Below are 26766 nucleotides of genomic sequence, written 5' to 3'. Positions count from 1 at the left end.
CACTCGATTAAAGAGTACCGATATAATAAAAATCACCTATGTTTATACAGAGAAGATTTTTGATTTTTCCTAATTTTTTTACCATTGAACTGTTGTTTATAGCGATCATGTATACGACGCAAACGCAATTTTATATGACCATCCGAAGATACCTTTGCTCCAGTCATTGACATGATCGCTTTCACTGTCAAAAATTGTTCCTCTTCATCATCACATACGTATATTAATGAATCCAGATTTCCAGGTTTGATAAAATCCTCTATCAAAGCTTTATATTTATCATAAAGAGTTGCATAATCCTCTTTTTCAGAAAGCCTCTCAACATATTTTTTTAGCTTTGGTGTTTTTATATCATCAATATTTTGGGCGCAAACCTCACCATATGATTCCGCTAATTCCTTGACTTTATTAATTAAACTGATTATATCTCTGGTAGGAATAATGGGTTTTAGTCGACCAATAGTATCGGGAGTCCATTCATAGAAAGTGATAACTTCTTCCTCACCATCTTTTTTGATAGTTCTTTGTATTTCAGTACCAACATCTACATTAATAATCCAGTTTTGATTTCTCTGGGCATCATCTATAAATCGTAAAACAGAATTAGGGAATGATTTATAAAAACTATCAAGAATCTTTCTTGCAGAAATAAGATTAGTCCTGAGACATGCAACTTCATTAGGGTAATCTTTTTCACCAAAAATATATCCGCGAAGTTTTTCTACAGCTAATCTCCGTTCAATCTCACTTTCAACTCTTTTTTTCTCTAACCTAAATGAATTATCTGCTTTAAAATATTCTGAAGCGCAATGCCCTCCTATAAGGGCTTCCACTCCATCATTAGTTATTCCAAGCCAGCCATTTTTGTGTTTTTGATGGCAAATTCCTTTTTTTGTGCGAACCTGACAAATCACATTCTCATCAAAACGATACATTCCTACCAGTGATTTAAAATTATCTGGACTAATTTCTTGCTCAGAATTGAAAGATGCCCGCTTTTCTATCTCGTTATAGCTAGAAAAATATATAGCCTTTTCTGCCATATGCACTCCTTAGCCAATTTATGTACAGTTCAAAAATAAACCACACACGGAGTAATGGCAAGCAGATTCGTCCACTTATTCACTAATAACTACCTGATATCTATAGTAACCAGTAAGTGTTTTCTTCGCGATCGTTCGTCATGGAAAACTGCCCGCCCATAGGCGAGCAGTTACGATTCCAGTCAACACGGCATTTCGTGGGGCGTTACCCCTCAACCTCTCCTTTGAGCCCGATGAAGGCCTGCTTTATCTGCTGAAGTTGCTTACGCAGCTCATGTATTTCGTCGTTATCAGGGATAAGCACAATGCAGTCTCCGGCAATCTTCACAGTAACGCCGGTTCCGGTTTCAAAACCGGCGTCCTTAAGCCATTTTCCGCTCAGGTGTAGAGAAGGTGTGCTGGCATCGCCCCGACCGGGAAGATAGCCGACGGTGTAGCGCCGCTGGGTTTTAACAGGTTTTTCGGATGACAGGTCAGTTTGGATAGGGGTCGTAGCCATAAGGCAACCTCCAGTGAGTAGCAAGTTATTCCCACCACTAGAGAGGTCAATCTCATTGGCGGTGGAACCGGACGAGGTTGACCTTACCGGCCTCACTGACACCGGCGCGTCTCGCGACGCCCCCGTCCGGCCCACCATTGAGATGTAGCAGAACGCACGGCACAAAAAAGCGCAGACGCGCCTTGTGTCGTCAGTGAAGTGTTTCAGGAGGTCAATCCCGTCATCTGATTTTGCAGATGCATGGGAAAGATACTGCGATCGCTGACGGGCGGCAAGAGGTTTTATCTGAAGGAAGATCGCAGAAATGAAATGTTTCAATGTCAATAAGTTACAGGAATGGTAAGAAGAAAGCCAACATACAAGTAACTGGGATAATTACGGGTATATGCTAACAAAAACAAATTGATTTATAACAAAGGCTTTCTCGTATCTATATCAAACTACAACGTCAATTTTTATCTATAAATTGTTGTAACTTAGTAAAAAGCACAGTAAGTTCATTACGTGAACATTATCAATGTCCGGAAACCCTATGTTTAAAAACGGATTTTTCGGCCCAATGAACGCCAAAACTCAAGAAGGAATGGGTATGTCAGACTTACCAAAGAATATCCAAGTTATATTTGATAACAACCCAATGCTCAAGGAACTAATCCCGAATCCAGTTTTGGCCTCAGGATCATCTTTTATCGTTGCTTTTAATGATAAACTAGCACTGAGCACAAAAAACTCTGAAAAAGACGATATTTATAAAGTTGTCTTTAAGAAAGATTCATCTCGAGATTTAATGGCCATTAATAGTGGCGAATTAAAGGGATTGCTCACTACTACTTGTATAGAGAAAGGTAAAATTAGTGATGTGGCAGGTTTAGAAAAAATAGAAATAGATAATAAAAATGAACTTATGCCCACATTGTTAGGCATAAGTCTTTATAGTTCTATTCAAGCCAGTCTATCCTATATATCTCAACTCTTTACTGATATAAGAAACCACCAAATTATCGAGGAACAAGCCAGATTTGAAAGAATTTCTGAAACAATAGTAGATAGTTTTAGAAGCATACCTGATATTTCATTAGATCGTTCGATGAGGGATGTTTATTTAACGCGAATCGTTAAAAACAATGACGATTGTTTTGAACTGTATGCTTCACAAAGAATACAATTCGCAAAGCTTTTGCAATCAGAGCCAGAATACTATTCTACCGGTTACAACCATTATTACAATAGCAACAACGGCCAACGATTTTATCCTGATCGTTTTTTTATAAATAACGTATTAACACATCCTGTATTCGCAGTCTTTGAACGATTAGTCGCTGGCAGAATTTGTGAAATTGTTATTAGCGGTAACTTTTCCGATAGCAATATTCAAAGACACAAAGATTTCATATATAGAATCCAAACCAAGCTAGAAGAACTTATGAAATACCGGTTATGTGCTTTCGAACGCTTCACTATGGAACAAAAAAACATCATCGATGAAGATTTAAATTTAACTGGCCATGACCGAAAAGAATTAGAAAAAAACCTAGCCGAACACATTAATTTCGTTAAAGAAATTAATGAGAAAATATTTTCACTATTAAAAAACAAGCTTGATGGATTTAACGTACTAACACACCTTATGGATCAAGATGAGATAACTATATATATCCTTGATGGAAAATTATTAATAAATAACTTCAAGTCAACCCCAAATTAAAGAAGTAAGTAAAAATCTCTTATTGTTGTTAGTTTATCAATGGAGTGCTGTTATGGAAAAAATAGTAATAAAAAACTTAGATATAAAAAGATTCAATGCATTAGCTGCACAGTCAAGAAGCCCTGCAGCAGCATACATGAGTGAGGAACTTGAATGGTACGCAGATTCCGACGAAATTGTATTGGGTATTGTTCTCAGAGACACAATAGATAGCGATTTTGTTGGAATTATTTTAGGGAGAGATGAGGGGGACAGGTTCCGCGCTTTCGATGTTAAGGCATCAATACCAACCCAAGAAGAAGCAAGAGTTTGGGTACATGGTGGTATCAAATGGTATGCTGGAAAAGGGGAGAGAACGTTCCCTCAGGGCGATGAAAGCAAAGGTTTAGATTTATTTACTCCTGTAGTTCCAGTAGCAAAGCAACATCCATACTTTGCCAAATTAGCCCAAGAAGATTCTTTTATACCAGCCAAGGCAATAATAAATCAATTAATGCCCCATTATACTGATATTGATGGTAATTTTGTTGAGCAGTTTCAAAGCTCAGGTTTTGACGCCCGACTCTGGGAGTTATACCTAAATACATATCTCAATGAAGAGCAGCTTTTTTTAGATAGAGAATATCATGCCCCGGATTTCTTAGTTCAAAAGTATGGAATCAAAGTAGCAATCGAAGCAGTAATTGTTGGTAGAAAAGAAAGTAATCCAATATCTTTTTTTCAAGATGAACCAAAGTTTTTAACTCCATCAGAGATAAAGGAAAAGCTCAAAGATGAAATGCCTATTAAATTTGGTAGCCCTCTATTTAGCAAGCTCAGAAAAGAATACTGGAAGCTTGACCATGTAAAGGGAAATGCACTTATATTCGCAATTGCTGACTTCCATGATGATCAATCTATGCAATGGAGCTCAAATGCTTTGATAAGTTATCTTTATGGTGTAAAGCATGAATTTACCCGAGATAAAGATGGCCAGCTAATTATCTCACCTTTGAAAATTGAAAAACATCAAGTAGGAAATAAAACTATACCCTCTGGTTATTTTTTCCAGGATGAAGCTGAGAACATCAGTGCGGTGTTATTCTCATCAAGTGGAACAATATCAAAATTTAATCGCATTGGTCGACAGGCTGGCTATGGCCCTGAAAATATTATCATGCATCGCTTTGGTACTTGCCATGATCATGATCCTAACGCATTTCTCCCCAAGCAATTTGCTTATACAGTTACCACTAATTCTAACGAAACATGGGGTGAGGGATTATCTATGTTTCACAATCCTAACGCTAAGCATCCCGTACCTGAAGCGCTATTTCCATCAATTGCTCACCATTACTATGACAATGGTCAAATTGTCAGCCACTTACCTGAATTTCATCCTTATTCGTCAATGACAATAAATATGAAAATTGAGGCATGATTTTTTGATAAATAACCGTTACCGGACGCCCCCCCACAATCACCATAAAGCAGCAATGGGTTGCTTTATGGTGAAATCATATAGCACATGCCATATCGAATTCTTATTCAATTCGTGTTGATATTGAGTTAAAAAGCACATAAAAATATTATTATTTAAGGTATTTAATTCCACTCTCCTATGGGCTATCATGGGTTGCAGGGCGTTCAATGTCAATATAACTAACCTAATAGGTGTTTATGGCAACTACTTGGGAAGATTATCAAGAAGAAGCTGCATCATTCTTCAGATCTCTTGGTCTTGAAGCAACAACTAATGTTAGAGTTAACGGCATTAGGACGCACCATGACATTGATGTTTTGGTTAAATCCCATCATGCAGGATTTGATATTATATGGCTTGTAGAGTGTAAGCATTGGAAAAACCCAGTTTCGAAACTTCACGTTCTAGCTTTGCGTGAAATAGTCACTGAAATAGGTGCAGATCGAGGAATATTACTGTCTGAATCAGGTTTTCAAAGCGGAGCTATTGAGGCTGCCAACCTAACAAATGTCCATATAACATCACTTGCAGAATTGAGTTTATCTGCCAGTAAAGATATATATTCCATGCGATTGCGCGAGCTCTATAACCAAGTTGAAATCTGTAATGAACGTTATTGGAATATACCTAAAGATGAGAGAATTAAGTATGGTCTTCGACCTGAAGTTGGAGCAATTAACTATTCAGCCCCCCGTGTAGTCGAGCTATGCAGAGATTTATTTTCTCGTTCATTTAGAGGTGTATATCCCTTTGAATGTGAAGATCCAGGGAAATTTCTCTTCCCACACACCCCCCGAATTTTTAAATCTCCTGAGGAAGTTGTAAAGGCTATAAAACCCTTAATTTCAGAACTTGAGGAAAAATTAAATGAATGTGAGCGCCAGATCAACATCATTAAATAACTACTCAGATAACAATCCGGCTAACTTTAGTCTTTTAATCGTTAGCAGTTTCATGCATTCATGGTCAAAATTATTTTTCTCATATCTCATAGCAGAACATAATCGACTGGATGACGTTTAACTCCGCCCCCAATATGAGCAATAATAATCTCCTCCATTTACATATAAATTGCGAGACATCTTCCAAATTCACCAACTCAATATTGTGCAACTCCCCCATCGCCTTATTTAATACCCCCCCCACAAACAAACACACCTAACCAAAAAATGATCAAACAATCAGACAGCGAACTGGCCGCCTTTATTATCGATATCGCATTAAGCGACAGCTGCGTAAAAGAAATACTCTTATCCCGTCTGCGCTCGACGTTATTAGTCGAGACAGCCAGTGATGAAACCAGAGAATACCTCGAGCTGATGCTACAAAGAGTGTCAGTGTGCCATTAAATCCACCGTTACGTCGGCCCACACCAGAAGACAGCGTCTCACGACTCCCTCCCCTAGCGAAGGATCCCCCGCAATTCATCCATCTGCCGGGCAACCCGCTTCGCGGCCCCCAACTCGCTAATACCGTATTCATTCATCAACGCCCTGCGCTGCGCCTTCTCCTCTTTCTCCGTCATCCCCAGCGCCAGATACAGGCTGGGCGGCACGGCGCGAAACAGCGCCTCAATCCGGCTGGCGAGCACCACACCCTCGGTATAGCAGTGCTTCGCTTTATTGGCCGACAGCAGCATGGCCTTCTGCTCCTCCGTCAGCTTTTTAAAGCGCGCTATCTGCTCCACCTCTTCCGGCGGCATCACCAGGCACAGCCACCACTCGATCATGTTGAGCATCTTTTTCGCCGCATTGGGGAAGTCATCAAGGTTCTGCGTCGCCAGCCAAAGCCATGCTCCCAGCTTTCGCCACATCTTGACCACCTTCACCACGTAGGGAGCCAGCAACGGGTTGGTGGTGATCATATGGGCCTCATCGGTGGCGAACACGATTTCCCGATCGTCGAACTGATCGCGTTCCGCCAGATTATTGATGGTGTTCACCAGCGAAATATAGGCTACCGCCAGCGGCGCTTCATAGCCTTCACGCGCCAGCGTGCCGAGGTCAATCAGCGTCACGTCCGCTTCCGGCCAGTTCTCGCCCGGGCGATTAAACAGCTCACCCAGAAAGCCCTGCATAAACACGCCGAGCGACTCCCCCATATTCTGAGCGCGTACCTGCCGTTCGGCGGGGCGGGCGGGATCGCGGGCAAACTGATAAAACGCCGACTGAAGGTCGCCGGTGATCATCTGCCTGCCTTCGTCCCAGGCCTGTTGCGCCGCCGCCAGAATGGCCTCACGCATCATGCCGCGATCGGCGCGTTCCAGCCTGGCCTCTTCCTTCTCCTCCCCACCGGTGATCATCAGGCGGGCGGCGATCTCCAGCTCCCCCAGAATGTCGCGCTCCTCGTCGCCGTCCTCTTCACCGTCAACGTCGTCAATATCAATGCCGTCGCTAAGCTCGCTTTCACTGACGGGGACCACCGGCTGCTCAATCAGCTTGTGCGCATCAGCAAACGGGGCCAGAGAAATCCCGCAGCCCGGCTTGATGCTGATTTTGTTCACCGTCAGCCCCAGCTCACCGCAGTAATCGGCAAACAGGCCAAAGCTGTTCCCGGCTTCAGCGATGAACAACCGGGGCCGGTGGATCGCCATTAACTGGGAAAACAGGCTGTTGAGCGTGGCCGACTTGCCGGAGCCCGTCGGCCCGAAAATCGCCATATGGGCGTTCTTGGTACGGTCATTGCTGTTCAGCGGATCGAACGTGAGCGGCGCGCCGCCGCGATTAAAGAAGGTGAATCCCGGGTTGCCGGTGCCGGTATCCCGCCCGAACAGCGGTGACAGGTTCGCCAGATGCTGGACAAAGGTCAGGCGGGTATACCAATGGTGCTTATCCCGGGCCGGGTTAAAGCACATCGGCATGGCGCGCAGGTACCCATTCAGCGGCGCAACCTCGTATTCGCCCCGGGTGGGCTGTAAACCGGCGTTCAGCAATACTGCGTTCAGCTCGCGCTGGCGCGACTGGAGCTGCGGCAGATCCGGAGCCGTTAGCAAAAACGTCATGCTGCCGTGATAGAGCTTGTGCCGCTCGCCCAGAAACGACTTGGCAATGGCCGCATCTTCCCGCACCCGGGACGATTCCACGTTTTCGCCAATCGCGTTTTTTGCCAGATGGGTAAAACGCTCTTCCAGCACGTCCTGTGCCTGCACCACAATGGTCATGCACATCACGGTGCCTTCCGGCATGAGGTCCATCAGGGCATTGATGTTGTCACCCTTGCGGGTCTCCCCGGTCAGATGTCCCACCGCAGGGGGGCGACGCAGGCGATCGATAGTTACCGCCCGGTGAGGCTGTTCGTCAAACCACCAGACGCCGTTTTCCGCATCCGAGCGCGGCGGCGTAAACCATAAGGATTCGCTGAAGTCGGTCATCAGCGGCAGTGCGTTATGTGGGTTGTCGTGATGGCGGGCGGTGCGGTAGAGCACCTCCTTTTCCACCCACTGCGGGTCGGGGTTAAACCAGCGCAGCAGCCAGGCGTGGATCTGCTCCCCACTCTGGCGTTCCGCCACCACGCCCGCGCCGTTCAGGGCGGAAACCAGCCGCTCGCACACCTGACTCAGCGCCGTTTCGGGTGAATACGGATCGCGCTGGGCGGGGTCGACATAGCGATAGACCACCATGCGGGTACGCCGCTGCTGACCACGCCACGGCGCGCCGGTGACGGTCTTATCAATAAACAGCCCTTGCGGTACGGCGATCCCGCGCATGTGGCCTTCAATCTCCCGCAGGTAGTCCTCGGTGAAGGCGCTCCCCTGCGCCCAGGGCTTGATGTAACCGCGCAGCCTGTCCAGATAGGCGGTGACGTCTGTTTCATCCTGACAGAAGAACTGGATCACCCACGGGCAAGTATCCCGCTCGTCAAAGCTGTCCTGAATGGCGTCTTCAATGACGTCACGGATCTCCTCCAGGCGCTCCGCCGTACGCCCTTCCGAACCGACCGGCAGCACGTCGAACACCGCGCCCACCGACACGCCGTCATCCAGCAAAATGCTCTGGCTGGACGGCAGATATTCAACCCAGGGCAAGTAGTCAATCAATGGCGGTTCACGATGGTAGCGCGCTTGCTCATCCGAGATTTTCAGCTTGCCCGATTTCCTCAACGACGGTTTGAGTACCGCCTTCTCTTCAGCCTGCGGCACAGGTGCCGCCGCCTTTTCACGCGTAAACAGGCTAAACATCACAGCGCTCCCACTCGTTCACCCGGCAGGGCATACTGCACCTGGCTGTAGAAAGGAAATACCGTGCTGTAGCCCGGTACCGGCACGTTGCCTACCGTCATATGTGGGAAGACATACATCACCAGATCGGGATTGGGCAAGCGAGGAAATTGCTGCTGGATCTCGCTGTTAGCATCCCGGCTGTAGCTTTCCGCCACTGCCGGCTGCGCGTTCCGCTCGACGTCATTCAGGTCGCGGCGCAGTACGGCGCGCGCTTCTGCGGTCATCTGCGGCGAGCCGCTTTTTTGCTGCCACAGATCCAGCATGGTGGAATCCCCCGGGGGAAGTAATTGCTCTTTTGACGTACTGCATCCGGCCAGCCATAGCGCGGCCAGCAGTAAATATATTCTGGGCATCATTCACCTCGTTCCTTTAATCCAGATGCTGCTGCGGGCCGACGGCCGCATCGTATTTGACCCTGCGGCCCTGCTCTTCATAGTCAATCGGCAGTTGGCGGGTGATATGTACCGCCACGCGCAGGCCGGGTGGCACATAGATAGCGTCAAACGTCTGGCCGTAGCGCTGGCGTACCCAGTTGGTGGTTTCCTGCATCCCGCCGGACACCGCCTTACCCAGCGCATAGGTTCCGGCATCTCCCGTTAACGTCCGGGTTACGTCAGTCCCCTCCGTGGAGGAGGTCATTTCCCCTTCCGCCATTGCTTCCGCCGCTGCCGTCGCGCCGGACAGGGCAAACAGGGTCGGTAAATAGGTGGAGGCATTGGATTTACGCTCACCGGCCAGACACGGAACGCCATGCTCATCCGACAGCCAGCCGATGCTGCCGCCGCTGCGGTTTTTGTTATCGCTGCCGTCGGTCGATTTAGCCGGGCTGGGAACGGTACGAACCGTACCGTCGCTGAAAACGAAGGTGATGCTTTGCACATCGCCCCGCACGCAGGAGAGCGTCCAGTCGCCGGTTGCCGTTCCTGAGACAATCGCCCCTTCCACGTCAGGCAACTGGATGCCGTTTGCCGTCAGGTTATCTTTGCCGATCAGCACTTTGAACGGGTAAGGGTCGGTGACTTTACCGTCAATCGGTACCCGCCCCAGCAAGGCCGTCATGGCCTGGCTGCCTACCAGCGTTGAGTTTTCCGGCAGCGTATACACCGGCGTCGCCGCGTCCTCAATGCCGCGCTCATTTTTCGCGTTACGCGCCAGTTCGGCCTTCTGGCGGGTGATCTCGTTATCCTCCAGACTGGAGAAACGGCTGGGGAACTGAAGCGCGCCGCCGGTTCCTGATGCGGAAACGTCGGCCAGCGTCATTTTGCCGTCACGGCTCATCTGCATCGCATCCTGCGGCTCAATCCAGACCATGCCCTCGCCACTGGCCGGTGCAGGCGGCTCATCTCCGGCTCCCAGCCCAAGGCCAACGGGTAAATCGCCGTTCGCCCCGGCAGACGAACCGCCTGCGCCGCCGTTCAGCAGTCTTTCCTTCAGCTCATCGAGGGCTTTGCTCAACTGGCGCTGCTCTTCCTTTACCCCTTCGGCCTTTTGTTCCGCCTCTTTTTGCGCCTTTGCCACCGCCGCACTGATGCGGTTATCCAGACCACTTTCCCCCTGCGCCAGTCTGGCGTTCTCTTCCGCCAGCGCTTTATTGTCTCGATCCAGTTCGACCTGCTTATTCTGGATCGTCCGCATCCGGCCAACCAGCGTGCGCAACGTGTCCTGAGGCGTATCCCCTTCCACACCCAACGCCTTCAGCTCTTCCTGCGTCAGATCCGCGACCACGCTATCCCCTGTCTGCGTCGCCGCAGGCTGTGAACGTGAACCGCAGGACTTCACCCCAATGGCAATGGCGATAAACAGACAGGCGGGCACCGCCATCTTTAACAACGTGTTTGACTTCACCTGCATCATCGACCTCCCTTTTTCGCCATCACCGCACTGGGCAAGAAGGCGTTTTCAGGCCGCCCTGTGAAAACCAGATACAGCAGAGTGGTATCCTCCGGCGTCCCCTGCGCACCTAACCAACGGTGTTGAAATGTGGCGCTGTAAAAACGCCCCTGTAAGCGGCGAGGGTCAAGCACCACTGGCTTATCGCTCTGGTTCTTCAGCCGGACGGCGACCACGCTGTATCCGCTCGCGGCCCATGCGGCGAGCGTTTTGGTTTCGACAGGTTCCGAGGGCAGCAGAGAGGTGATGACGGCAGGCTTAAGGGAGACAGGAGAAATACCGGGCACGGCCTCCACCGTGCGCAGCGGGGCATACAGATGCTGCGCCGCGTAGCGCGTCAGCTGTACCGGTAAAGGCGCGGAGAGCTTTACTTCGCCTTGACCAGCCGCGCCGTTTTCCCTTTCACCGCTGGCGTCACGCCCTGACACGGCTCCCTTATGGCTGGCGCTCGCCGTCGCGACTTCCCCGGAGTAAACCAGCCTGACCGGCTCCAGCGCGGCTTTTCCGTCCTGGGCGCTGACGTCCAGCAGGATCAGCTCGCCGTTTTCCAGATCCTGCAACTGCAAGCGGGTCACGGGGAATGCCTCCTCCGCCTGAAGGTAGACCGCGCCGCCGCTGCTCTGGATGCGCATCTTTCCGTTCAGGGTTGCGGGGAAGCCTACCCGCACGTTCTTATCAACAAACACAATCCGCTCCTGCCCGACGTTCAGCGGGACAGGCAGTGGAATGCGCTCCCATTTCATGAGCTCCACGGCCTGAACGGCGCAGGGAGCCAGCAGCGCGAGGCTTAATAACAGTCGCTTCATCAAAATATCCCCTTCTTCTCAGGCACATCGACCGGGGCGGCTTCCAGGCGCTGCGGCATCGCGGCAAAGCAGTCCAGCGCCAGGCCAAACGGGTTCAGTTCCGGATTGACGTCCCAGCGCACCACCTTCAGCGGATAGCGAACTAACGCGCGTTTGACCGGTTCGTTGTGGTAATACTCATCGGCGGTGAGGTCGAGCCGGATAACCCAATGGTCGCGATCGACAATCTCCACCCGATCGCCGCGGTAACCTCGTCCGGGGATTTCATAGATACCGCGCACCCGCTCGCGCAGTTCGCCGGAGAAGTTGCGCTTGCGCGCGTCGTCCTCCAGTAACGTCTGGCATTCCGGGGTCAGGTAAGGGGAAAGAGACTTAATTCTGGCCGGATAATCCTGTTCACCATCCTTCGGCCAACTGTTCAACTGCTGAAATACGTAGAAGCCAAACGCGTATACCGTGCTGGGCGGCACTTCCCACCAGGGGCGGGTGCTGCCGCTGCGCAGGTCCGGCGGCTGATGGATAGTGAGGTTGCGCGGCGCGTTCATCCAGCCCAGGGCCAGCACCAGGCACACCAGAATCAGCAAAACGCAGGTTCCGCGCAGCGTCCAGATATGCGCATCGCGGGCGTTAAGGGCATTTTTGAAACGGCTCACAGGTTCACCTCCAGCTGTATCACCGCCCTGCTCCGCCGCAGCGACCAGCGGCGCGACACCAGAATTAGCCGGGGATTGCCCAGCCCCCACTGGACGAGCGCCGCTTCAAGGCGACGATAAAGGTAGTTTTCCGGCTTGCCGCGCTTGATCCGCGCCAGCACTTTGCCGCCGAAGACAATCACCAGTAGCGGCAAAATGAGGGCAATCGTTGGGATCATGACCCAGGAAAAAAACAGGAACGGCAGGGAGATAACGATGCCTGCCAGCGTGCTGAACAACGCGGTCAAACCTAATTCGGGGGTGGTGAACCCCCGGAAAACGACCGGTTCAGCGTTGAGCCTGTCAGGCATGAACTGAATCGTCGCCATCGTGCCCCCTTATCCGGCCACGATGGTGGCGGCTTCGTTGGCAAGCCAGATCACGGCGACAATCAGTACCACACCCACGGCCACCATGGCACCAAACTTGCCCCAAGTCGCCTTGCCATCCCGGACTTCGGCAAACGTGGACACGCAGCTCATCGCCACCACGATAAAGGCCACGGCGGCGACCACTAACCCGCCCAACACCAGACCGTCATTGATATAACCGGCGATCTTTCCATAGAACGTGCCGTCGGTTTTCGACTTCGGGCCTTCGACCGTCGGCAAATCGGCCAGCGCCGGGGAAGAGAGTCCTAAAACCAGTGCGGTACAGACCGTCTTCCTGGCGCGTAAAAAAAGTGCGTTCATGTTATTCCTTCTCATTAACTTGCAAATAAAAACAGGCTGACCACCAACAGGACGACGACGCGAATGACAAACGACAGGACGGTCTTTTCCGACACGTTCCCTGCTTCCCAGCCGCGATAGACGGTGACAAAGGCAAACGCGGCCCACAGAAACAGCACGGCGACCAGCGTGCCGATAAACAGCAGATTGAGGAGATTCGGGTCGGCGTTGTTGGTCGAGGCGCGAAACGCCTGCTCCTGTTCGTGGGTCATTGCTCCCCCTCGCGTTGGTACTGGCCGCTGATATCCTGCGGCAGTACCGGCTGAGCGCGGGAAGGCTCAAGATAGGTTGAGATGCCGCGTTTGATTTTCGCGATATCATCAGTGGCCTGCGGGTAGTCAAAATAAAAGCGGTGTGATGTGTGTTCCTGTACTGCGACGACCTTCGCCCGCTCCAGACTGGCCTGAAGCTGGTCTAGCTGTTTCATGACTAACGCCAGTTCATCCTTTTCACTGCCCTGCGCACAGGGAAGCACGGTGAATAAGGCCCCCGACAGACAAAGCGCCCGGACTTTCGTCATGCGCATATAACCTCCTTTTGTTGAATAAACGTGCGCAAAGGAGATTGGCGAAAAGCGTTACCGGAAGCTGTAAACAATCAAAACCCGGATTTCAAAAATTAATACGTCACTGAGCGACGCCTGCGGCATCGACGGGGCTCTTTGCCGCCCCGGTCTGGCAAGCCAGTCTCCCCGCAGGCTGCGCGAAGGCGGCAGAAAGAGGCGCAGACGTGCTATTCCGCCGTCTTCGCGCAGCTTGGTTTAATCATTTACGCAAAAACAAAATTAGATGGTCGTAAAAACGTCAGGGTAATAAGATAGATAGAGCTGCTGACATTAATCAGGGATGAAAATAGTGGGGCTTAATCTTCAGGGATATCACGTTACAATCGATCACTCGCATCGCCATTGGCTCATTACAACGCCTGAAGGAAACCCAACCCGTGAACGGGTGGGAAACCTCACTATTTATTCCATGTTCAGAAGGCAAAAAGCGCCCGCCAGCCTTAACCGTGACCGTAAACAACGCAAGCTGGGCGATAATTGTCCCTTGATTTATGCTTTGAAGGGAAAAGAGGGGCTGACAACGGACTTTTCCAGCATAAAGGCATTAAGCCAGAGCTTTAACGCCATACTGGAAGCCATTGCTCAGGCAGAGCCTGATGGTTACGACCTGATCGTTTCTATGCCATCCGCCCACAACATTAGCCACATTGTAGGGAAAAGATTCTCACGCTATTTCAACGCGCCGCATTTTAAAGATCTGCTGCGGAAAATTACGGTTGAAGAGGCTTTTATTCTTCTCGATCGTGCGAATATTGATGTAACTGACGTAAAGTCGCTTCAGTACCAGCTAAGAAGACAAAAAAATGAAGTGGGTTATCAGGGCGCTTTTTCACTAAAAGGTATCCCAACGGAGCACAGGGCCGTTTTCCCGCCGATAACGATCAATACCGCTTTAACGATGCATCTCAACGCACACAGAATATTAATTACGGATGATCTGCTGGCGACCGGAACAACGCTGGAAACCGCAGCTAGTCTTCTGGGGACGCTCTGCCCGGGCGCATCGGTTCAGGCCGCCTGTCTGTTCAGTTCGATGGGTAGACTGACTCGCGGTACTCTCAAGAAAAGGAAGTTCAGGGGCTGATTGGTTGAATATCACGCGGCATCCGCGTATACTTTACAACAGATGTAAAGAGTGTGCTTGAGCCTCCCCGCTCTCTAAATCCCGATGAGGCCCGCGTAGGCACCCTGGCGGTGGTCAGCTCGTAAAGAGTAAGTAACCCGCCGGTTAGGCAGCGGCTAACCCCTCAACATCATATGATGTTGTTGTAACAGGTAAAGAGTACCGGCGAAGGGGAGAATATCAATTCTCCCCTTTGTTTTTTGGTTAAAACCAAAGAGGCTCAGGCCGAGCCCTGATACATGACGATTCCTGCCTCACCCAGCCGGTCTGGCGAGATTCGAGATCTATTCTTAAGATTCAACATACTGGTTTCTTCAGTATTTAAAAGCACCAGTCGATAGTTCTGTTCGATGAAAGCAATGATTTCCTCATCGGTAGCCCCCTCTTCAACAATATCAATTATCTTTTTTGCAAACGCGCGTTGCGGCATGACGTGTTCAATGCGTAATAAATGTGCATCGCCACGTTGGCGGGCTTCGTATGCTCCGATACTGCATTCTGCGGTCGGCATTTTTTTTAAATTATTGACATGGGTAAGCCCATATTTAACGCGGATACAAAGAACATCAATGATGCGTTCCACTGAATGAATAGCGCCGCCGTTATCAGGGAAGCCAGCGGCATTAGCCTTGTTTCTTGCCTCAATAAAAAGCCTCAATGCGGGCAGCAATGTCTCAGGGGTATACTTGCCAGACATAGGTTATTTCCTCTCAGTGTTCGCGCCATGTGTAGGGTGCAGGTGTCTCATTTATAAATAAGTTATACCGACGTCATTAAACTTAGCGTTAAATAATACAATCACAAATACTTCTTAAACGCCCCGGTCGTCAACGAAATCACCAACCCCAGCAGCAGCGCCGCAGGCAGCAGAAGAATATTGGGATATACCGCAAACGGCATCGACAGGTAGATAACGCAGGGTAAACAGGTCGCCGGTTTAATCCAGCGCTTGGCGTGGTGATAGATAAAGCTGCTCTCATACGCCGCGCCGTAGCGGCGCAAATCGCGCCGAACCAGGCCGTCCACGATGCCGATCGCTGCCACCATCACAAACAGCGGCACAGACAGCACCAAAATTGTGACCCGAATAAGAAAAACCAGCGTCACGTACACCGTCGCCAGCAGATACTCCCGCAGCTTCACCAGCAGCCAGGCCGCGCCGCCGTTTAGCGTCCGGGTAAAGTCGTTGCCTTGATCTGCGTGGGGGGCATTCAACCAGCCCAGAAAACCGCTGTCCACAAACAGCCACTGATACGCCAGCGTCAGCCAACACTCTACCGTCACCACCGGGTCAGACAGCAGCAGGCTGCGGGTGAATTCTTCAGAGAAATACCGGCTTTCCGTCTCCATGACCGCTTTGCTGTGCAGGGCTCCTTCTTCAGGCCAGAAGAAGGCAATGCCGACATACTCAACGATCAGGCTGAAAATCAGCGACACGAGTAACATGCCAACTAGCTGCCAGGGCCAGTGCCAGAACACGTTCGATAGCAGCCCCGGCGGACGCCGGGGAACCTCCTGCTGGCGTGGGGCAGTGGTTGAAGCCCCGGGCTGCGCCATCAATGCACCTCCAGCACTTCAAGCTGGCACTGAAGCAATACCGTATGCGCGTCAACGGTGATCCAAATCCCGACGCTATTAGATGAGCACATATCCTCTTCCCGGCAGGCGTCTATTCCCGCGTCATTTAACGCTGCGATAATTTCGGCTGCTCTGGGCGTGGTGCAGACGTGGTGCATTAAAATCTGCTTTGCCGCGTCAGGTAACAGGGCCGGGTGCCCTAGCGCGGAGACCATCACGGCGCAAATCTGGTAACGTTTCATTCTTCCTCTCCTTCTGCCTCTTCAATCATGCGGTCGCCCGGCATCGCGCCGCCTGACCACCACTCATCCCCGGTGCGGTAGTTTTTCTGCATATATCCGGCGATCTGGCTGATGCTCTCCGGCATAAAGGCATCATCGCCTGCTGCTGGAAGCGGCATCCTTAATTTCCAGAGCCGCCCGCCTTCAAGCAGCGCAAACGCCTGCCCTTTTGGCAAATTAATAACGTTGGCGGGCGTTATCAGCGGCGTTCGCACGCTGCTGACCCTGTCCTGAACGTTACTGGTGAAGTCGCTGCCCTGATCGGGATTGGAAATGTCAGTCACGCCGGAAACCAGCGTTTTGGTATACACCTCCACTTCCGGCAGTTGTCGGGTCAGTAGCTCAGCGGTTTCCGTATGGCGGACCCGCAGCATAACCAGACTATTGAAGTTACCCACCACCTGCGCCGCTTTGGCGGAGTTACCGATTTTCGCCTCGATATCCGGCAGCGTTTGGGTGTAGGCCGTGATCTGGATCCCCGCGCCGCCCCCTTTATTAATCAGAGGAATGAACTCGTCCCCCATTAATTCACTGAATTCGTCACAGTGGAGGCTGATCGGTGTGTTGCCGCCGCTCTGCTGCGGCAGGCCGTCATTAATGCCGAACTTATAGATATAGCCCGCCACCGACACCAAATCAGCAAACATGCTGTTACCTACCGCCGCAGCCACTTCAGGATCGGAGAGCGCATCCAGGCCGACGTACACCACGCCCTTTTTGCGGATAACCTGCTGCCAGTCAAAGATCGGGCGTGGGTCGTTCAGGTCACTGTAGTTCGGAGAGATGAGCTGCGCCGTCTTCCCGGAGGTCAGCTTTTCCAGCAGCGGCAGCAGCGAAGCCACAATTTTGTCGTAGTACTTCTGGTCATAGCGCACCGAGGAACGCAGCCCGTCCAGAACCGGGTCATACACCCGCTTTCCGGCGTCGCTACCCAGCACATGTTCAATCGCCACCACACGCAGGGAGCGCCCTTCCATATGACGGGGAACATCACGCTCCGTCAGCGTCGCCGTCAGGTTTTCTATCGTCAACCACAGGTCGGGATGGTGCTGGCTCAGCCAGCTTTCGCAATAGTGTTCAAACAGATCGCCGGGGTTGTTAACGTAGCGCTGGATCAGCGCGAAGTCCGGACGTTGTCCCAGCGCGACCAGCGCCCGTGCGATGATATTGACAAAGCGCCAGGCAAATTCTTTAAACGCGGCGGAGTTCCCCGCATCGCTGAGCTGCCCGGCGACCCGACTCGCTACTTCCGAAACTCTGCCGAACCTTCCCACAGCATTGTAGCGCGCAGAGATATCCGGCCAGCCCAGATGAAAGACGTGAAACTCATCGCCGCGCCCGGCGCGCTGGCACTCCGCGTACATCCTTTTCAGCAGGTCGGCATCCCCTTTGGGGTCGAACACAATCACCACGTCTCCCCGGCGAATATCCTGAGTAATCAGTAACTCAGCCAGGCGCGTCTTCCCTACCCGGGTGGTGCCCAACACCAGTAAATGCCCGACCCGCTCGCGCAGGTCCATCAGCACATTGGTTTCATCCAGCTCAATGCCGTGCAGCGCCGGTAAACCGCCCACAGGCGGCAGAGGCCTTACCGGATTAAACGCGCTCTCGCTTGCCAGTAACCGGCACAGGGTCGGAAAACGATATTCCTGACGTTGTTCAACCCGCCGCGCCGCCTGATAAACCCAGGAAGGGTTTACGTATCTGGCGACCTCCGGGCGTAACGTATCCAGCAGGCGCTGCGTGTGCCGCTGCTCCCATAAAAAGCCTTTTCCCAGGAACAGCTTCATCTGGCTCACTGGCACCTGACGGCTGGTCATCACGTAGCGGGGTAAGCGCCGGATATTACGGCGATAGCGAAGTACCCGCAGCCCTTCGCGGGTGCGCTTAATCGCGAATATCCCCAGCGCTCCGGCCATCACGTAGCTAACGCTGGGCGCTAAAGCAATCGCCCACGGCGCGGTAACGCAAACATAGCTGGCGCAGGCGGATACCACGGCGGTATTCAGTTCAACCGCCGGTCGCAGCAGGGCTTCAATCACATAGCGATCGCTCACCTGGTTGCCTCCCGGATTGGAAGGCGTGTCATTAGCTTCATTGTTCAATTCCCTTTTCGCTGATGAATACCGGGTAGTGTTGCAACCCCAGCCGCTTCGCCAGATCGCTGCCGGATACCGGCAGCAGCTCGATATCACCGGCCAGCGTTTGCAGCTCGCCAAACGCCGCTTCGTCCTCGATATTGACCACTAGCCCAACGGCCCGCAGCTGCCGCAGCGATTCCTTTCGTTCATCCAGCCAACGGCGGGACAGCGGATCGTTACCCAACAAAAATATCGGCTGCATCCCTGGTAAACCGAGGCGGCGGGCCTCTACGCTGCCGGGCGTTAATTCAGGCGTGGATATTGGCAATACCGATGCCAGTGACGCGGGTGCAGCGGGCAATACAGCCGCCTCCGGCGGGTTTGGTGATTCAAATTCATTGGGCTGATTATTAATGCCGTCAAAATAAGGTGCGGCAGGTTCCCCGCCCAAATCGGCAATAACGTTCAGCCCGGCGTGCGCATTGCCAAACAGGCAACAGAGTCCCAAAAGGTAAATGCTCTTCATGGTGTTTTTCTCTTCGGCTCTACCCAGCTCACCGCCGTGGGCTTTACCGGGTTCAGAGTATTCAGATGGCGTTGAACAACCGCTTTATAGACGCGGGCCGGCTTGCCGCCCGCAGGATGATGGTAACAACCGGCGGCCTGCATCCAGCTTCCCGGTTGGGCGTCGTAGCATTCGCGTAGGATCCGCGCCGCGACGCGCAGATTGGTGTAGGGGTCAAAGGCGTGCCAATACGATGAAAACCGGCTGCCGTTCCAGCCCAGATTAACCTGAGCGACACCCACATCGATTCGCTTCAGGGGATAGCGCCGGATAAACCCCAGCAACGCCTGATAGGCCTCATCACGGCTGGCATAACGATACCCGATTCCGGCAACGTTGATGGTCCACGGCCACGGACGAACGCCATGGGCCAGCTTTTTGGCCGATTCGGTCAGCGCCAGCGAGTACAGCGCTTCGGCAGGTACGTTTTCCTGTTCCGCAATCTGACGGTAGCCGGATGGAATCGACTGTGCGCAGGCCAACGGGGGAAACAATAGCAGGAACATCAGAACGCGACGGGCAACCATCCGTTTTCCCCCTGTTCCAGCACCACGGGCATTTGGCCTTTGCCTAACTTCAGCCAGCGACCAGCGTCATGGTTGAGCGTAATCGCCCGCGTTTTTACGCGTTCAGCGGGAATATGCCGCCTGCTCGCCCACTCACGTACCTTCGCGTCCTGGCCTTCGCTACCGACCAGATAAATATCAAACGGCTTCTGGCTGGCGAGCAGCTTCGTCAGCGTTTTATCACAGGGCGGGCAGTCCGCTTTGACAAACAGCGCCAGACGGCCATGACTCCGGGGCTGAGCTGGCGCGCTGCCCATACCTGCGCCAATCGGCAGAATATGGGGGTAAAGCCGTTTCCACGCCGCGTCGACCTCCCGCTGAAACGCCAGCTCGGCCTCCACGCGCTTAAAGTCCTGCTGGACGGACAGTTCGGCAAAGCGGCGGCGCTCTTCCGCCGTTCTGGCTTCAATGCCCAGCGCCGTAATCGGGTCCAGATCGGGAGAGAATACGCCGCGCCGTCCATTCATTAACGCCTGATAGCGTTGCCACTCCTCGTCGGTCAGTCCCCATGTCTGAGCGCTTTTACGGGTGTTCGCCTGCTCAAGCTTTCCGGCCACAGTATCTACCGACTGGCTATGCGCCCAGGCTTGAGCGTCGGTTTCCGCTGCGCTGGCAGGGAGAGAAGAGGCGATTAACAGCAGAGGGAAAAGTATCGTTTCACGATCGCTCCTTAATGAACGCTGAGCGTCAGCGTGCGCCCCGCCGTGCGAAAGGTGGCCTGACGGGAGTCGATGGTCAGCAACATCCAGCCGCTAAACGACTCGCCGGGGGTTAGTAAGCGAACCTGTTCCAGACTGCTGGCCTGTCGGGGAGTAACGGAAACAAAGCGCGCCCCGCCTCGATACTCAACGCCATTCAAAACAAACGGTGCGGATGCGGATGAAATCACTTTGGCAGCCGTCTTCTTAACCGGCTTTTTCAGGGGATTTGCTACCGCTGACGATGATGATGGAGCAAGCGCACTCTTACGCCCGGCGAGAAGATCGGCCATCTGTTGCTTCAGTTCCAGCCACTGGCCGGACAGCGCCCCGTCGCGCTGCTCCAGCACCTCAACGCGCTGCGTTACCGACGTCATTTGCTGCTGTAATTGGGCGTGCTGCTGGTTCACTTCCTGCCGATTTTCCGCGAGCGCTTGCGTTAACTGTTCCTGAGTCACCGCGCTAACCAACGGCTTCGGCGGTTCTGTCTGCTGTTGACGCGTTTCTACCCCAGCAATGCGTTGTTCAAACTGGGCCTGTTGCTGCGCTAACGTCTGCCACTGCTGCTCCAACGCAGCGGAGGACTGCATCAGGCGCAGCTGCTGCGTCCACAAAAAGGCAGACGACGCACCGAGTACGATCACCATCGCCAGACATCCCGCTTTGCGCAGAGGAAACGGCTTACCCGCCCTTTTGGGTTCTTTTTCTTCCATTATGATGCGTTCCCTTTCAACGTTGGTTTGGTGAGGAAACGAGAGGGCGATGTTTCAGCCTTTGGCAGCTGGTACCCGTCCCTCAGGCTATGGCAGACAATACGCTGTACGTCGTCAGCTTCCAGTTGCCAGGCGCTACCCGCCATGACCTGTAGCGCCGTGTTCAGCCGCATAGGGCCGAGCTGGTAATGCACCGCCGGGAGAGACTGGTTATACAGAACGGCATTGGATGAAGTGACGGCGCAGAGGCTGTAACCCGACTGTTTTAAGGCGTAGCGCATGGCATCAGCTACGGTCGGCGTCAGCGATGCGGGAATGCGGATATCAATGATTTGTTCCAGCGGCGCGCGCTGGGCGGCGCTGGGATCGGTACTAACCAGCAGGTAGCGATCGTAGCGCACCACCTGCGGCGCGTTTTCGCGCTGGTAAACATCATCAGCCGCAGACTGAACGTTGCTGTTTAGCGTACTGGAAAGGGATAACGCTGGTTGTTGTAACTTTTGCTTTGGCGCGCAGCCGCCAATCACAATAACCCCTATCACGCAGAGCAAATACCGGTGATATTTCATAAAAGATCCTCTTATCGACGCGGAAAAACGCCAATGTGCGAATCTTTCTTTACATGTTCAATTAACAACTGTTTTCCCGTGCTGAAAAAAAGAAGCGCCGAAAAGGCGCTTAAAGGAGGGGTATTAAAACTGGTTATCACCAAACTGTTTCGGGGAAGGAACGTCCGGTGCAGAGGGCACGCTCGGTTCCGGTTTTTCTTCTTTATAAACCATCTCAGACCCAATCTTGATCCAGTTAACCTTAATTAACCGGGCTTTAAGACTGGGGCGAACTTCACCGGCGTGTTCACCTTTTGTCAGCGTGAAAACATCGGCAGAAAGATTGCTGAGCCGAAAGCCAAGCAACACCTTCTTTTCCTCTGCAATAGCCTTCTGGCAGCGCAGAATGAGTTCAGAGGACTCCTTGCCGACGACCATAATATCAAAACGGGTGTAGCCCGGATTATCCGTTGCGCCAGTTAACGCATTAATTGAGCAGCACAGCATACTGCCGTTGCGGGTTTGAACTTCTCTGACGTTGTTCAAATAACCCAGACCCGTTACGTGCAGATTGAAGTAATTAGTTTCATTAGACATCGTGTTTCTCCTTGAATAAAAGCGGGACAGAGGGAGAAACAGCCCGAAAAGGGAAGCTATTTCCCTCATGGGTGAATGGGTGTGAATACATACCTTATCGCCGAAGCGACGCCTGTTTAAAAAGGTTAAACAGGCCTGGGTTTGACCGCTATACCTTAAATAATTCGAGTTGCAGGAAGGCAGCAAGGGAGGGGATCCCCAGGAGCTTACTCCAGTAAGTGACTGGGGTGAGCGAGCGCAGCCAACGCACCTGAAACTTGAAGTATGACAGGTATTTAGCGCCGCCTTGCAGGTCACGGCAACATCGGGTGTTGTCAGAGACAACGGATAGGCACGCTTATTTTTTCAGCAAGAGGGAAAGGAATTGAAGGGGAAAATGTTTTACCGTCAAAAAAATTAAACGGGTACAGAGGACTCTGTACCCGCCATGATCTGCACTAAGGACCAAGGGTTTTAATATTCACTCCGGGGCGAGTAGAAGAACCCGGCGCAGTTTTCACGGAGGTTTTGCGCCTTGAAGGCTATACCTGCAACAGTACATACGCCTTCGACTATAACCGTAGAGACGGAGTGCTACACAGTACCCTTAGAAAATAACAAACACTGCGGGAGGACGCCAGAGGAAACTATATTTCAACGGCATGACATTTTTACCCGCAGCGCGTCCAGAATTGTGCGTTTTTTGAGCTTTATGCGGGCCGCATAAAGGTTGTTTTTTAACCATGCCTTTTCCCCTTTTTACCGCCGATCGCAACAGTTAAAGCGGGTGAATTCAGGGCCGGAGAAAAGCCCGATCGAGCCTGACCGCTGACAACGGATGCCGACACTTCGCCTAACGCAGCAATGGCTTGCTGCGCCGTATCGTTATTCGCCAGTACGTCGGCGCGCGTGACGGCGACGGAGCGATAGCGCTGAGCCGCCCCGTAAATTCGCCTGATCGCATAACCGGCGCTGGAGAGATATTGTTGCTTAGTCTGGGTGCTGATGAGCCCAAAAAAATGCGCCTGAAACACCCGCAGGGCCAGCTGATCGAATCCAACCAGCAAATAGACGCAGCGATAGCCAATCGGCGTGTGGCTGTGTACTGCCACGTTGAGCGGCGTTTCCGCGATACAGTCCGTTAGCTTGACGGAGCCGGGCATGTCAGCAAAAAGCGCATCGACTTCATCCAGCAATGTCTGCATTTGCTGATGCGATGCGCCGATCAGCTTCTCCAGATGCAGCATCGTCGCATCCGCCCAAGGGTTATCCGTCAGGGAGTCCTGATTGATTCGGCCAGCAAGCTGGAAGAAGCGCGGCATCCCCATGATGGCCGACTTGCCCTCTGAAGAGCGACGGCCTTGCCATAGGGAGATAGCGTAGCGGGTATGAAGTTCTATACGCAGTTCGGAGCGCAGCGCGCCCGGCGTGGGGTGTTGAGGCTTTGAGTTTTCCGACATCGTGATAACCCATTGGTTGGTTTAGGGTGTCAGGATGGTCAATGATGGGTCGTTACGTGAACAATGAGAAAGTCTCATTTGATCAAAAAAGATTGAATGTATTGGCTCAGATCTGAGCTGCCACTTTTGTGTCCCAGAGACTAAAAAACGCCTTTGTGCTTGTGGCATGAGCGCATCTTCAGGTGAGGACGTTCCACTATTGAGCCTTCAGTAATCGCCTGTTCCTCCACATTTATTTGTAAATATGCTTGTGACATCATTGCTGACTTTCACTAAAAGTGCTAGTTTCAACATATGATGAAAACATCATTTCTAGTGAAAAAAACCATTAGATCAGCTTGATCTTAGAAATCAGCAATGTACTGATTTCATCAATATTGATGGTTTCAACGAATGCTGAAATTCGAGGTTACAATGAAACTAGCTGAAGACCCCAGCTATCCCCTTATCTTGAGATTACAGTCACTGCTGGAACAAATCCCAATTATTGAAAAGGTAAAAATAATAGGAGATGGTCCCAGCATGGATGAGGGTGTTGACTACCTTATCCAGGTCCGGATAGATAAAACAACTTACGTGCTTGCCTGCGAAACAAAAAACAATGGCCAGCCTAGATTTGTGCGCTCAGCGATTAAAACCCTTCGGTCTTATATGTATGGCAGAGAGGAGATTCTTACTCCTGTCCTCCTCGCTCCCTATTTGTCCGCCGATTCCCGACAGATTTGTCAGGAAAATAATATCGCATTTCTGGACATGGAGGGTAATGCACAACTCCAGTTTGGAGGAGTTTATATCGATCATCGTATGCCCGGTAAACCCGTGCCTGAAAAACGTGGGCTTCGTACAATGTTTAGCCCGAAGTCAGCTCAAGTGTTGCGTATGATGCTTAATGACCCCCTGAGAACCTGGAAAGTCACCGAACTGTCGGAAGAAGGAAAGGTAAGTCTTGGCCATGCCAGTAATGTGCGTAAAAATTTGTTGGAAAGGGAATGGGCTGTCATTAGCAGCGAAGGACTTACCCTGAACAAGCCGGGGGCACTTGTGAATGAGTGGCGGGATAACTATCGCCCAATTCAAGGAAAGAAGAAAAATTTTTATACACCTTTGCACGGCAACGCGCTGGAGTCTCAATTACGCAACTTACTGGGTTGTGATGAAGTGCAAGGATCTGCAATTTTGGCCTCATTTTCTGCCGCCCAGTGGCTGTCCCCTTATGGTCGTACCGGGATGCATTTTTTCTTTGCCGACGAGAAAGGAATGGAGAGGCTGATATCAGGCCTTAAGTTAAGCACAACATCAAAGGGCGCCAATGTAACTATAACGGTCCCCAACGATGAAGGTATATTCCTTGATGCTATCGAGCCAGCACCGGGAATTGTCACTACAGGTGTTATACAGACCTACCTTGATCTCACAGTTCAGGGGGAACGGGGACAAGAAGCCGCTGAACACCTTCGAAATGAATGGATGGAATGGTAATTATGACAACAAGAGAACCTCAGTCAGCTGCTGACTATGAAGATCGGACAACGGCTGCCGTTAAATCCGTTCTGATAGAGATAGGACAGATCCTGGGCAGTTACAAAGGAAAATTCACTGTTATTGGAGGAGCGGTACCTTGGCTGCTTCTTAACAATGACGATATGCCGCATGTCGGCACGCTTGATATTGATTTGGATCTGGATTCAACAGCGCTGGGCGATGGTGAATACGCCACTTTGGTGGAAAGTTTGCAGGGTTGCGGGTATGAACAGCGAGAGGGCGTCACCAGAGCATTTCAGCTAGTGCGTACTATTCCTGCGTCTGACGATGGCCCTGCCATTGATATTATCATCGATTTTCTCCGCCCCAGAGATGCTGAACTCGTTAAAAATGCCCCACCCTTAATAAGTAATTTCGCCGTGCAGCGCGCAGACGGTGCCGATCTTGCGCTCAAATTCTATGAGATGGTGGCCATTAGTGGTGCCATGCCAGAGGGTGGCAAAAATACAGTGGAAATAGCAGTGTGCTCAATACCGGCGCTGCTGGCCATGAAAGGATATGCCCTCAATGGTCGGCATAAACAAAAAGATTCTTATGATATTTATTACTGCGTTCGTAACTATGAGGATGGGCCGGAAGCGCTTGCTCAAGAGTGCCTCCCTATACTTGCTGAAGAAAGTGGGGCCATCGGATACGGATACATTGCACAAAAATTCGACGAGGTGGAAGGTTATGGTCCAACCAGCGTCAGAAAGTTTGTTGAAGAGACGAAACTACTTGGGGAAAGAACTCCCGAACAGTGGCAACAAGATGCATTTGGTCAGGTAGATCTCTGGTTACGTGCTCTTAACTTAAGATCTTAGGTACGGTATATAACCACCGGGCGGGCAGATATCAAATTGCTCGCCCAGGATCCCTATGGCAGGCCAACAAATACATCAATATCCTTTGGGCACAATGAGCGTCACTATTTCAAAATCATCTTCACTTTTGTTAAGGTCGTTTTCCAACCCTCTGGGGTTAGCTATCCAACCATCGGGATCGTACACAAAACACAGCAGCTTTTTACAGTCAGGATGGGAACGATAACGCTGAGAATCAATCAACAACTCACTCCCGATATCTTTTGCTTTTAAGGTTGCGCGCGTTTTCTTGACCTCGATAATGATCCCTTCATTTTTCAATAAAAAATCGACGCGCGAACTACCGCCCGCATAGTTTGGCGTCCATTCTTCTGGTCGAATATCGTCAAAGTAAATATGTAAAAGGGCATGAAGTAAATCTTGAACATCATATTCGTCGCTAATAACTAAAGACTCTCGATTACTATGTCTAGTCTTCAGTTGGTTAGCGACCAGATGAAACCGAGAACAGATCTTTTTAACCAGACCAAAATAGTCATTAGAGACAGAGGATGCTTTCAATGAAGATGAAATTAGTTTTGACTTCTTTTCTGTCCAAGGGAAAGCAGCTCCGCAATGCT

At 51.4% G+C, this 26766-nt stretch carries 30 protein-coding genes and 1 pseudogene; 6 read left to right on the top strand and 25 right to left on the bottom strand.

All coding sequences use genetic code 11. The features are described 5' to 3' along the window. Window positions 1-32 precede the first annotated feature (32 nt). The 3 genes and pseudogenes from KB892_RS02300 to KB892_RS31615 form a co-directional block, all read right to left on the bottom strand. Window positions 33-1043 (bottom strand): hypothetical protein, encoded by a 1011-nt coding sequence (locus KB892_RS02300; protein ID WP_004150870.1) that lies wholly within the window; start codon window positions 1041-1043, stop codon window positions 33-35. Between the two features lie 205 nt (window positions 1044-1248). Continuing rightward, window positions 1249-1542, bottom strand: a complete 294-nt coding sequence (locus tag KB892_RS31405) for a SymE family type I addiction module toxin (protein WP_004150871.1) — start codon at window positions 1540-1542, stop codon at window positions 1249-1251. 36 nt (window positions 1543-1578) lie between these two features. Continuing rightward, window positions 1579-1860: pseudogene (locus tag KB892_RS31615) on the bottom strand (hypothetical protein); the annotation flags it as partial. A gap of 214 nt (window positions 1861-2074) precedes the next feature. Here KB892_RS31615 and KB892_RS31055 point away from each other — a divergent pair. The 3 genes from KB892_RS31055 to KB892_RS02280 all read left to right on the top strand — a co-directional run bounded on the left by KB892_RS31055 (window position 2075) and on the right by KB892_RS02280 (window position 5611). After that, window positions 2075-3247 carry a hypothetical protein gene (locus KB892_RS31055; RefSeq protein WP_004150872.1) on the top strand — a complete coding sequence of 391 codons (1173 nt, stop codon included), beginning with the start codon at window positions 2075-2077 and terminating at the stop codon, window positions 3245-3247. Between the two features lie 52 nt (window positions 3248-3299). Next, window positions 3300-4667 (top strand): hypothetical protein, encoded by a 1368-nt coding sequence (locus tag KB892_RS02285; protein ID WP_004150873.1) that lies wholly within the window; start codon window positions 3300-3302, stop codon window positions 4665-4667. A 239-nt stretch (window positions 4668-4906) separates the two neighbouring features. Then, a complete protein-coding gene (locus KB892_RS02280) occupies window positions 4907-5611 on the top strand; it encodes a restriction endonuclease (protein WP_004150874.1) in 705 nt (234 codons plus the stop codon). Between the two features lie 500 nt (window positions 5612-6111). On the opposite strand, the gene KB892_RS02275 is transcribed toward KB892_RS02280, so the two are convergent. The 9 genes from KB892_RS02275 to KB892_RS02235 are packed head-to-tail and all read right to left on the bottom strand — an operon-like array spanning window position 6112 to window position 13573. Beyond that, a complete protein-coding gene (locus tag KB892_RS02275) occupies window positions 6112-8889 on the bottom strand; it encodes a conjugative transfer ATPase (protein ID WP_004188577.1) in 2778 nt (925 codons plus the stop codon). Further along, the gene (locus KB892_RS02270) at window positions 8886-9284 is read right to left on the bottom strand and encodes a TIGR03751 family conjugal transfer lipoprotein (RefSeq protein ID WP_004150877.1); all 399 of its coding nucleotides are present in this window, start codon (window positions 9282-9284) and stop codon (window positions 8886-8888) included. The genes KB892_RS02275 and KB892_RS02270 overlap by 4 nt, the downstream gene beginning before the upstream one ends. A gap of 13 nt (window positions 9285-9297) precedes the next feature. Continuing rightward, window positions 9298-10782: a TIGR03752 family integrating conjugative element protein gene (locus KB892_RS02265; protein WP_004217763.1), complete on the bottom strand. Its 1485-nt coding sequence runs from the start codon at window positions 10780-10782 to the stop codon at window positions 9298-9300. Further along, window positions 10779-11624 carry a TIGR03749 family integrating conjugative element protein gene (locus KB892_RS02260; protein ID WP_004150879.1) on the bottom strand — a complete coding sequence of 282 codons (846 nt, stop codon included), beginning with the start codon at window positions 11622-11624 and terminating at the stop codon, window positions 10779-10781. Before KB892_RS02260 ends, KB892_RS02265 begins: the two co-directional genes overlap by 4 nt. Further along, window positions 11624-12277: a PFL_4703 family integrating conjugative element protein gene (locus tag KB892_RS02255; RefSeq protein WP_004150880.1), complete on the bottom strand. Its 654-nt coding sequence runs from the start codon at window positions 12275-12277 to the stop codon at window positions 11624-11626. Before KB892_RS02255 ends, KB892_RS02260 begins: the two co-directional genes overlap by 1 nt. Further along, window positions 12274-12645 (bottom strand): TIGR03750 family conjugal transfer protein, encoded by a 372-nt coding sequence (locus tag KB892_RS02250; protein WP_004150881.1) that lies wholly within the window; start codon window positions 12643-12645, stop codon window positions 12274-12276. Before KB892_RS02250 ends, KB892_RS02255 begins: the two co-directional genes overlap by 4 nt. Before the next feature lie 9 nt (window positions 12646-12654). Next, a complete protein-coding gene (locus KB892_RS02245) occupies window positions 12655-13008 on the bottom strand; it encodes a TIGR03745 family integrating conjugative element membrane protein (protein ID WP_004150882.1) in 354 nt (117 codons plus the stop codon). A gap of 14 nt (window positions 13009-13022) precedes the next feature. After that, entirely contained in the window at window positions 13023-13259 is a 237-nt protein-coding gene (locus KB892_RS02240) for a TIGR03758 family integrating conjugative element protein (protein WP_004150883.1), read from the bottom strand. Beyond that, on the bottom strand, window positions 13256-13573 hold the full coding sequence (locus KB892_RS02235) for an integrative conjugative element protein, RAQPRD family (protein ID WP_004150884.1): 318 nt from the start codon (window positions 13571-13573) through the stop codon (window positions 13256-13258). The genes KB892_RS02240 and KB892_RS02235 overlap by 4 nt, the downstream gene beginning before the upstream one ends. 448 nt (window positions 13574-14021) lie before the next feature. Between KB892_RS02235 and KB892_RS02230 the strand changes: the two genes are divergently transcribed. Then, window positions 14022-14696, top strand: a complete 675-nt coding sequence (locus tag KB892_RS02230; RefSeq protein WP_004217767.1) for a type I phosphoribosyltransferase — start codon at window positions 14022-14024, stop codon at window positions 14694-14696. A gap of 259 nt (window positions 14697-14955) precedes the next feature. On the opposite strand, the gene KB892_RS02225 is transcribed toward KB892_RS02230, so the two are convergent. The 12 genes from KB892_RS02225 to KB892_RS02170 form a co-directional block, all read right to left on the bottom strand. Further along, window positions 14956-15432, bottom strand: coding sequence for a hypothetical protein (locus KB892_RS02225; protein WP_004150886.1), 477 nt, complete (start codon window positions 15430-15432; stop codon window positions 14956-14958). 101 nt (window positions 15433-15533) lie between these two features. Next, on the bottom strand, window positions 15534-16292 hold the full coding sequence (locus tag KB892_RS02220; protein ID WP_004150887.1) for a TIGR03747 family integrating conjugative element membrane protein: 759 nt from the start codon (window positions 16290-16292) through the stop codon (window positions 15534-15536). Next, entirely contained in the window at window positions 16292-16555 is a 264-nt protein-coding gene (locus tag KB892_RS02215) for a hypothetical protein (protein WP_004150888.1), read from the bottom strand. Before KB892_RS02215 ends, KB892_RS02220 begins: the two co-directional genes overlap by 1 nt. After that, window positions 16552-18651 carry a type IV conjugative transfer system coupling protein TraD gene (gene traD, locus KB892_RS02210; RefSeq protein WP_004150889.1) on the bottom strand — a complete coding sequence of 700 codons (2100 nt, stop codon included), beginning with the start codon at window positions 18649-18651 and terminating at the stop codon, window positions 16552-16554. Before traD ends, KB892_RS02215 begins: the two co-directional genes overlap by 4 nt. 37 nt (window positions 18652-18688) lie before the next feature. Next, window positions 18689-19201, bottom strand: a complete 513-nt coding sequence (locus KB892_RS02205; RefSeq protein ID WP_004153655.1) for an integrating conjugative element protein — start codon at window positions 19199-19201, stop codon at window positions 18689-18691. Further along, a complete protein-coding gene (locus KB892_RS02200; protein WP_004150891.1) occupies window positions 19198-19767 on the bottom strand; it encodes a transglycosylase SLT domain-containing protein in 570 nt (189 codons plus the stop codon). Before KB892_RS02200 ends, KB892_RS02205 begins: the two co-directional genes overlap by 4 nt. Further along, a complete protein-coding gene (locus tag KB892_RS02195) occupies window positions 19746-20363 on the bottom strand; it encodes a TIGR03759 family integrating conjugative element protein (protein ID WP_004153005.1) in 618 nt (205 codons plus the stop codon). Before KB892_RS02195 ends, KB892_RS02200 begins: the two co-directional genes overlap by 22 nt. 113 nt (window positions 20364-20476) lie before the next feature. Beyond that, on the bottom strand, window positions 20477-21217 hold the full coding sequence (locus KB892_RS02190; RefSeq protein ID WP_004150893.1) for a hypothetical protein: 741 nt from the start codon (window positions 21215-21217) through the stop codon (window positions 20477-20479). After that, window positions 21217-21786, bottom strand: a complete 570-nt coding sequence (locus tag KB892_RS02185; protein WP_004150894.1) for a PFGI-1 class ICE element type IV pilus protein PilL2 — start codon at window positions 21784-21786, stop codon at window positions 21217-21219. Before KB892_RS02185 ends, KB892_RS02190 begins: the two co-directional genes overlap by 1 nt. 123 nt (window positions 21787-21909) lie before the next feature. Beyond that, window positions 21910-22362, bottom strand: coding sequence for an STY4534 family ICE replication protein (locus KB892_RS02180; protein WP_004150895.1), 453 nt, complete (start codon window positions 22360-22362; stop codon window positions 21910-21912). A 586-nt stretch (window positions 22363-22948) separates the two neighbouring features. Beyond that, the gene (locus tag KB892_RS02175) at window positions 22949-23086 is read right to left on the bottom strand and encodes a hypothetical protein (protein ID WP_014343427.1); all 138 of its coding nucleotides are present in this window, start codon (window positions 23084-23086) and stop codon (window positions 22949-22951) included. Beyond that, on the bottom strand, window positions 23079-23801 hold the full coding sequence (locus tag KB892_RS02170) for a PFL_4669 family integrating conjugative element protein (RefSeq protein WP_004150896.1): 723 nt from the start codon (window positions 23799-23801) through the stop codon (window positions 23079-23081). Before KB892_RS02170 ends, KB892_RS02175 begins: the two co-directional genes overlap by 8 nt. 393 nt (window positions 23802-24194) lie before the next feature. On the opposite strand from KB892_RS02170, the gene KB892_RS02165 reads away from it, so the two are divergent. After that, window positions 24195-25280, top strand: a complete 1086-nt coding sequence (locus KB892_RS02165) for a type IV toxin-antitoxin system AbiEi family antitoxin (RefSeq protein WP_004150897.1) — start codon at window positions 24195-24197, stop codon at window positions 25278-25280. Window positions 25281-25444: 164 nt separating this feature from the next. Continuing rightward, complete coding sequence (locus KB892_RS02160; protein ID WP_004227625.1) at window positions 25445-26146, top strand: nucleotidyl transferase AbiEii/AbiGii toxin family protein; 702 nt, start codon at window positions 25445-25447, stop codon at window positions 26144-26146. Window positions 26147-26221: 75 nt separating this feature from the next. Here the strand turns inward: KB892_RS02160 and KB892_RS31050 are convergent, their stop codons facing one another. Next, a complete protein-coding gene (locus KB892_RS31050; RefSeq protein ID WP_004150899.1) occupies window positions 26222-26707 on the bottom strand; it encodes a PD-(D/E)XK nuclease domain-containing protein in 486 nt (161 codons plus the stop codon). Between the last annotated feature and the right edge of the window lie 59 nt (window positions 26708-26766).

Origin of the sequence: Klebsiella sp. P1927 (genome assembly GCF_018204675.1) — a bacterium.
GTDB classification, from domain to species: domain Bacteria; phylum Pseudomonadota; class Gammaproteobacteria; order Enterobacterales; family Enterobacteriaceae; genus Klebsiella; species Klebsiella pneumoniae.
The sequence above is the reverse complement of the archived record's forward strand: the minus strand, read 5'-3'. Positions and strand labels throughout refer to the sequence as shown.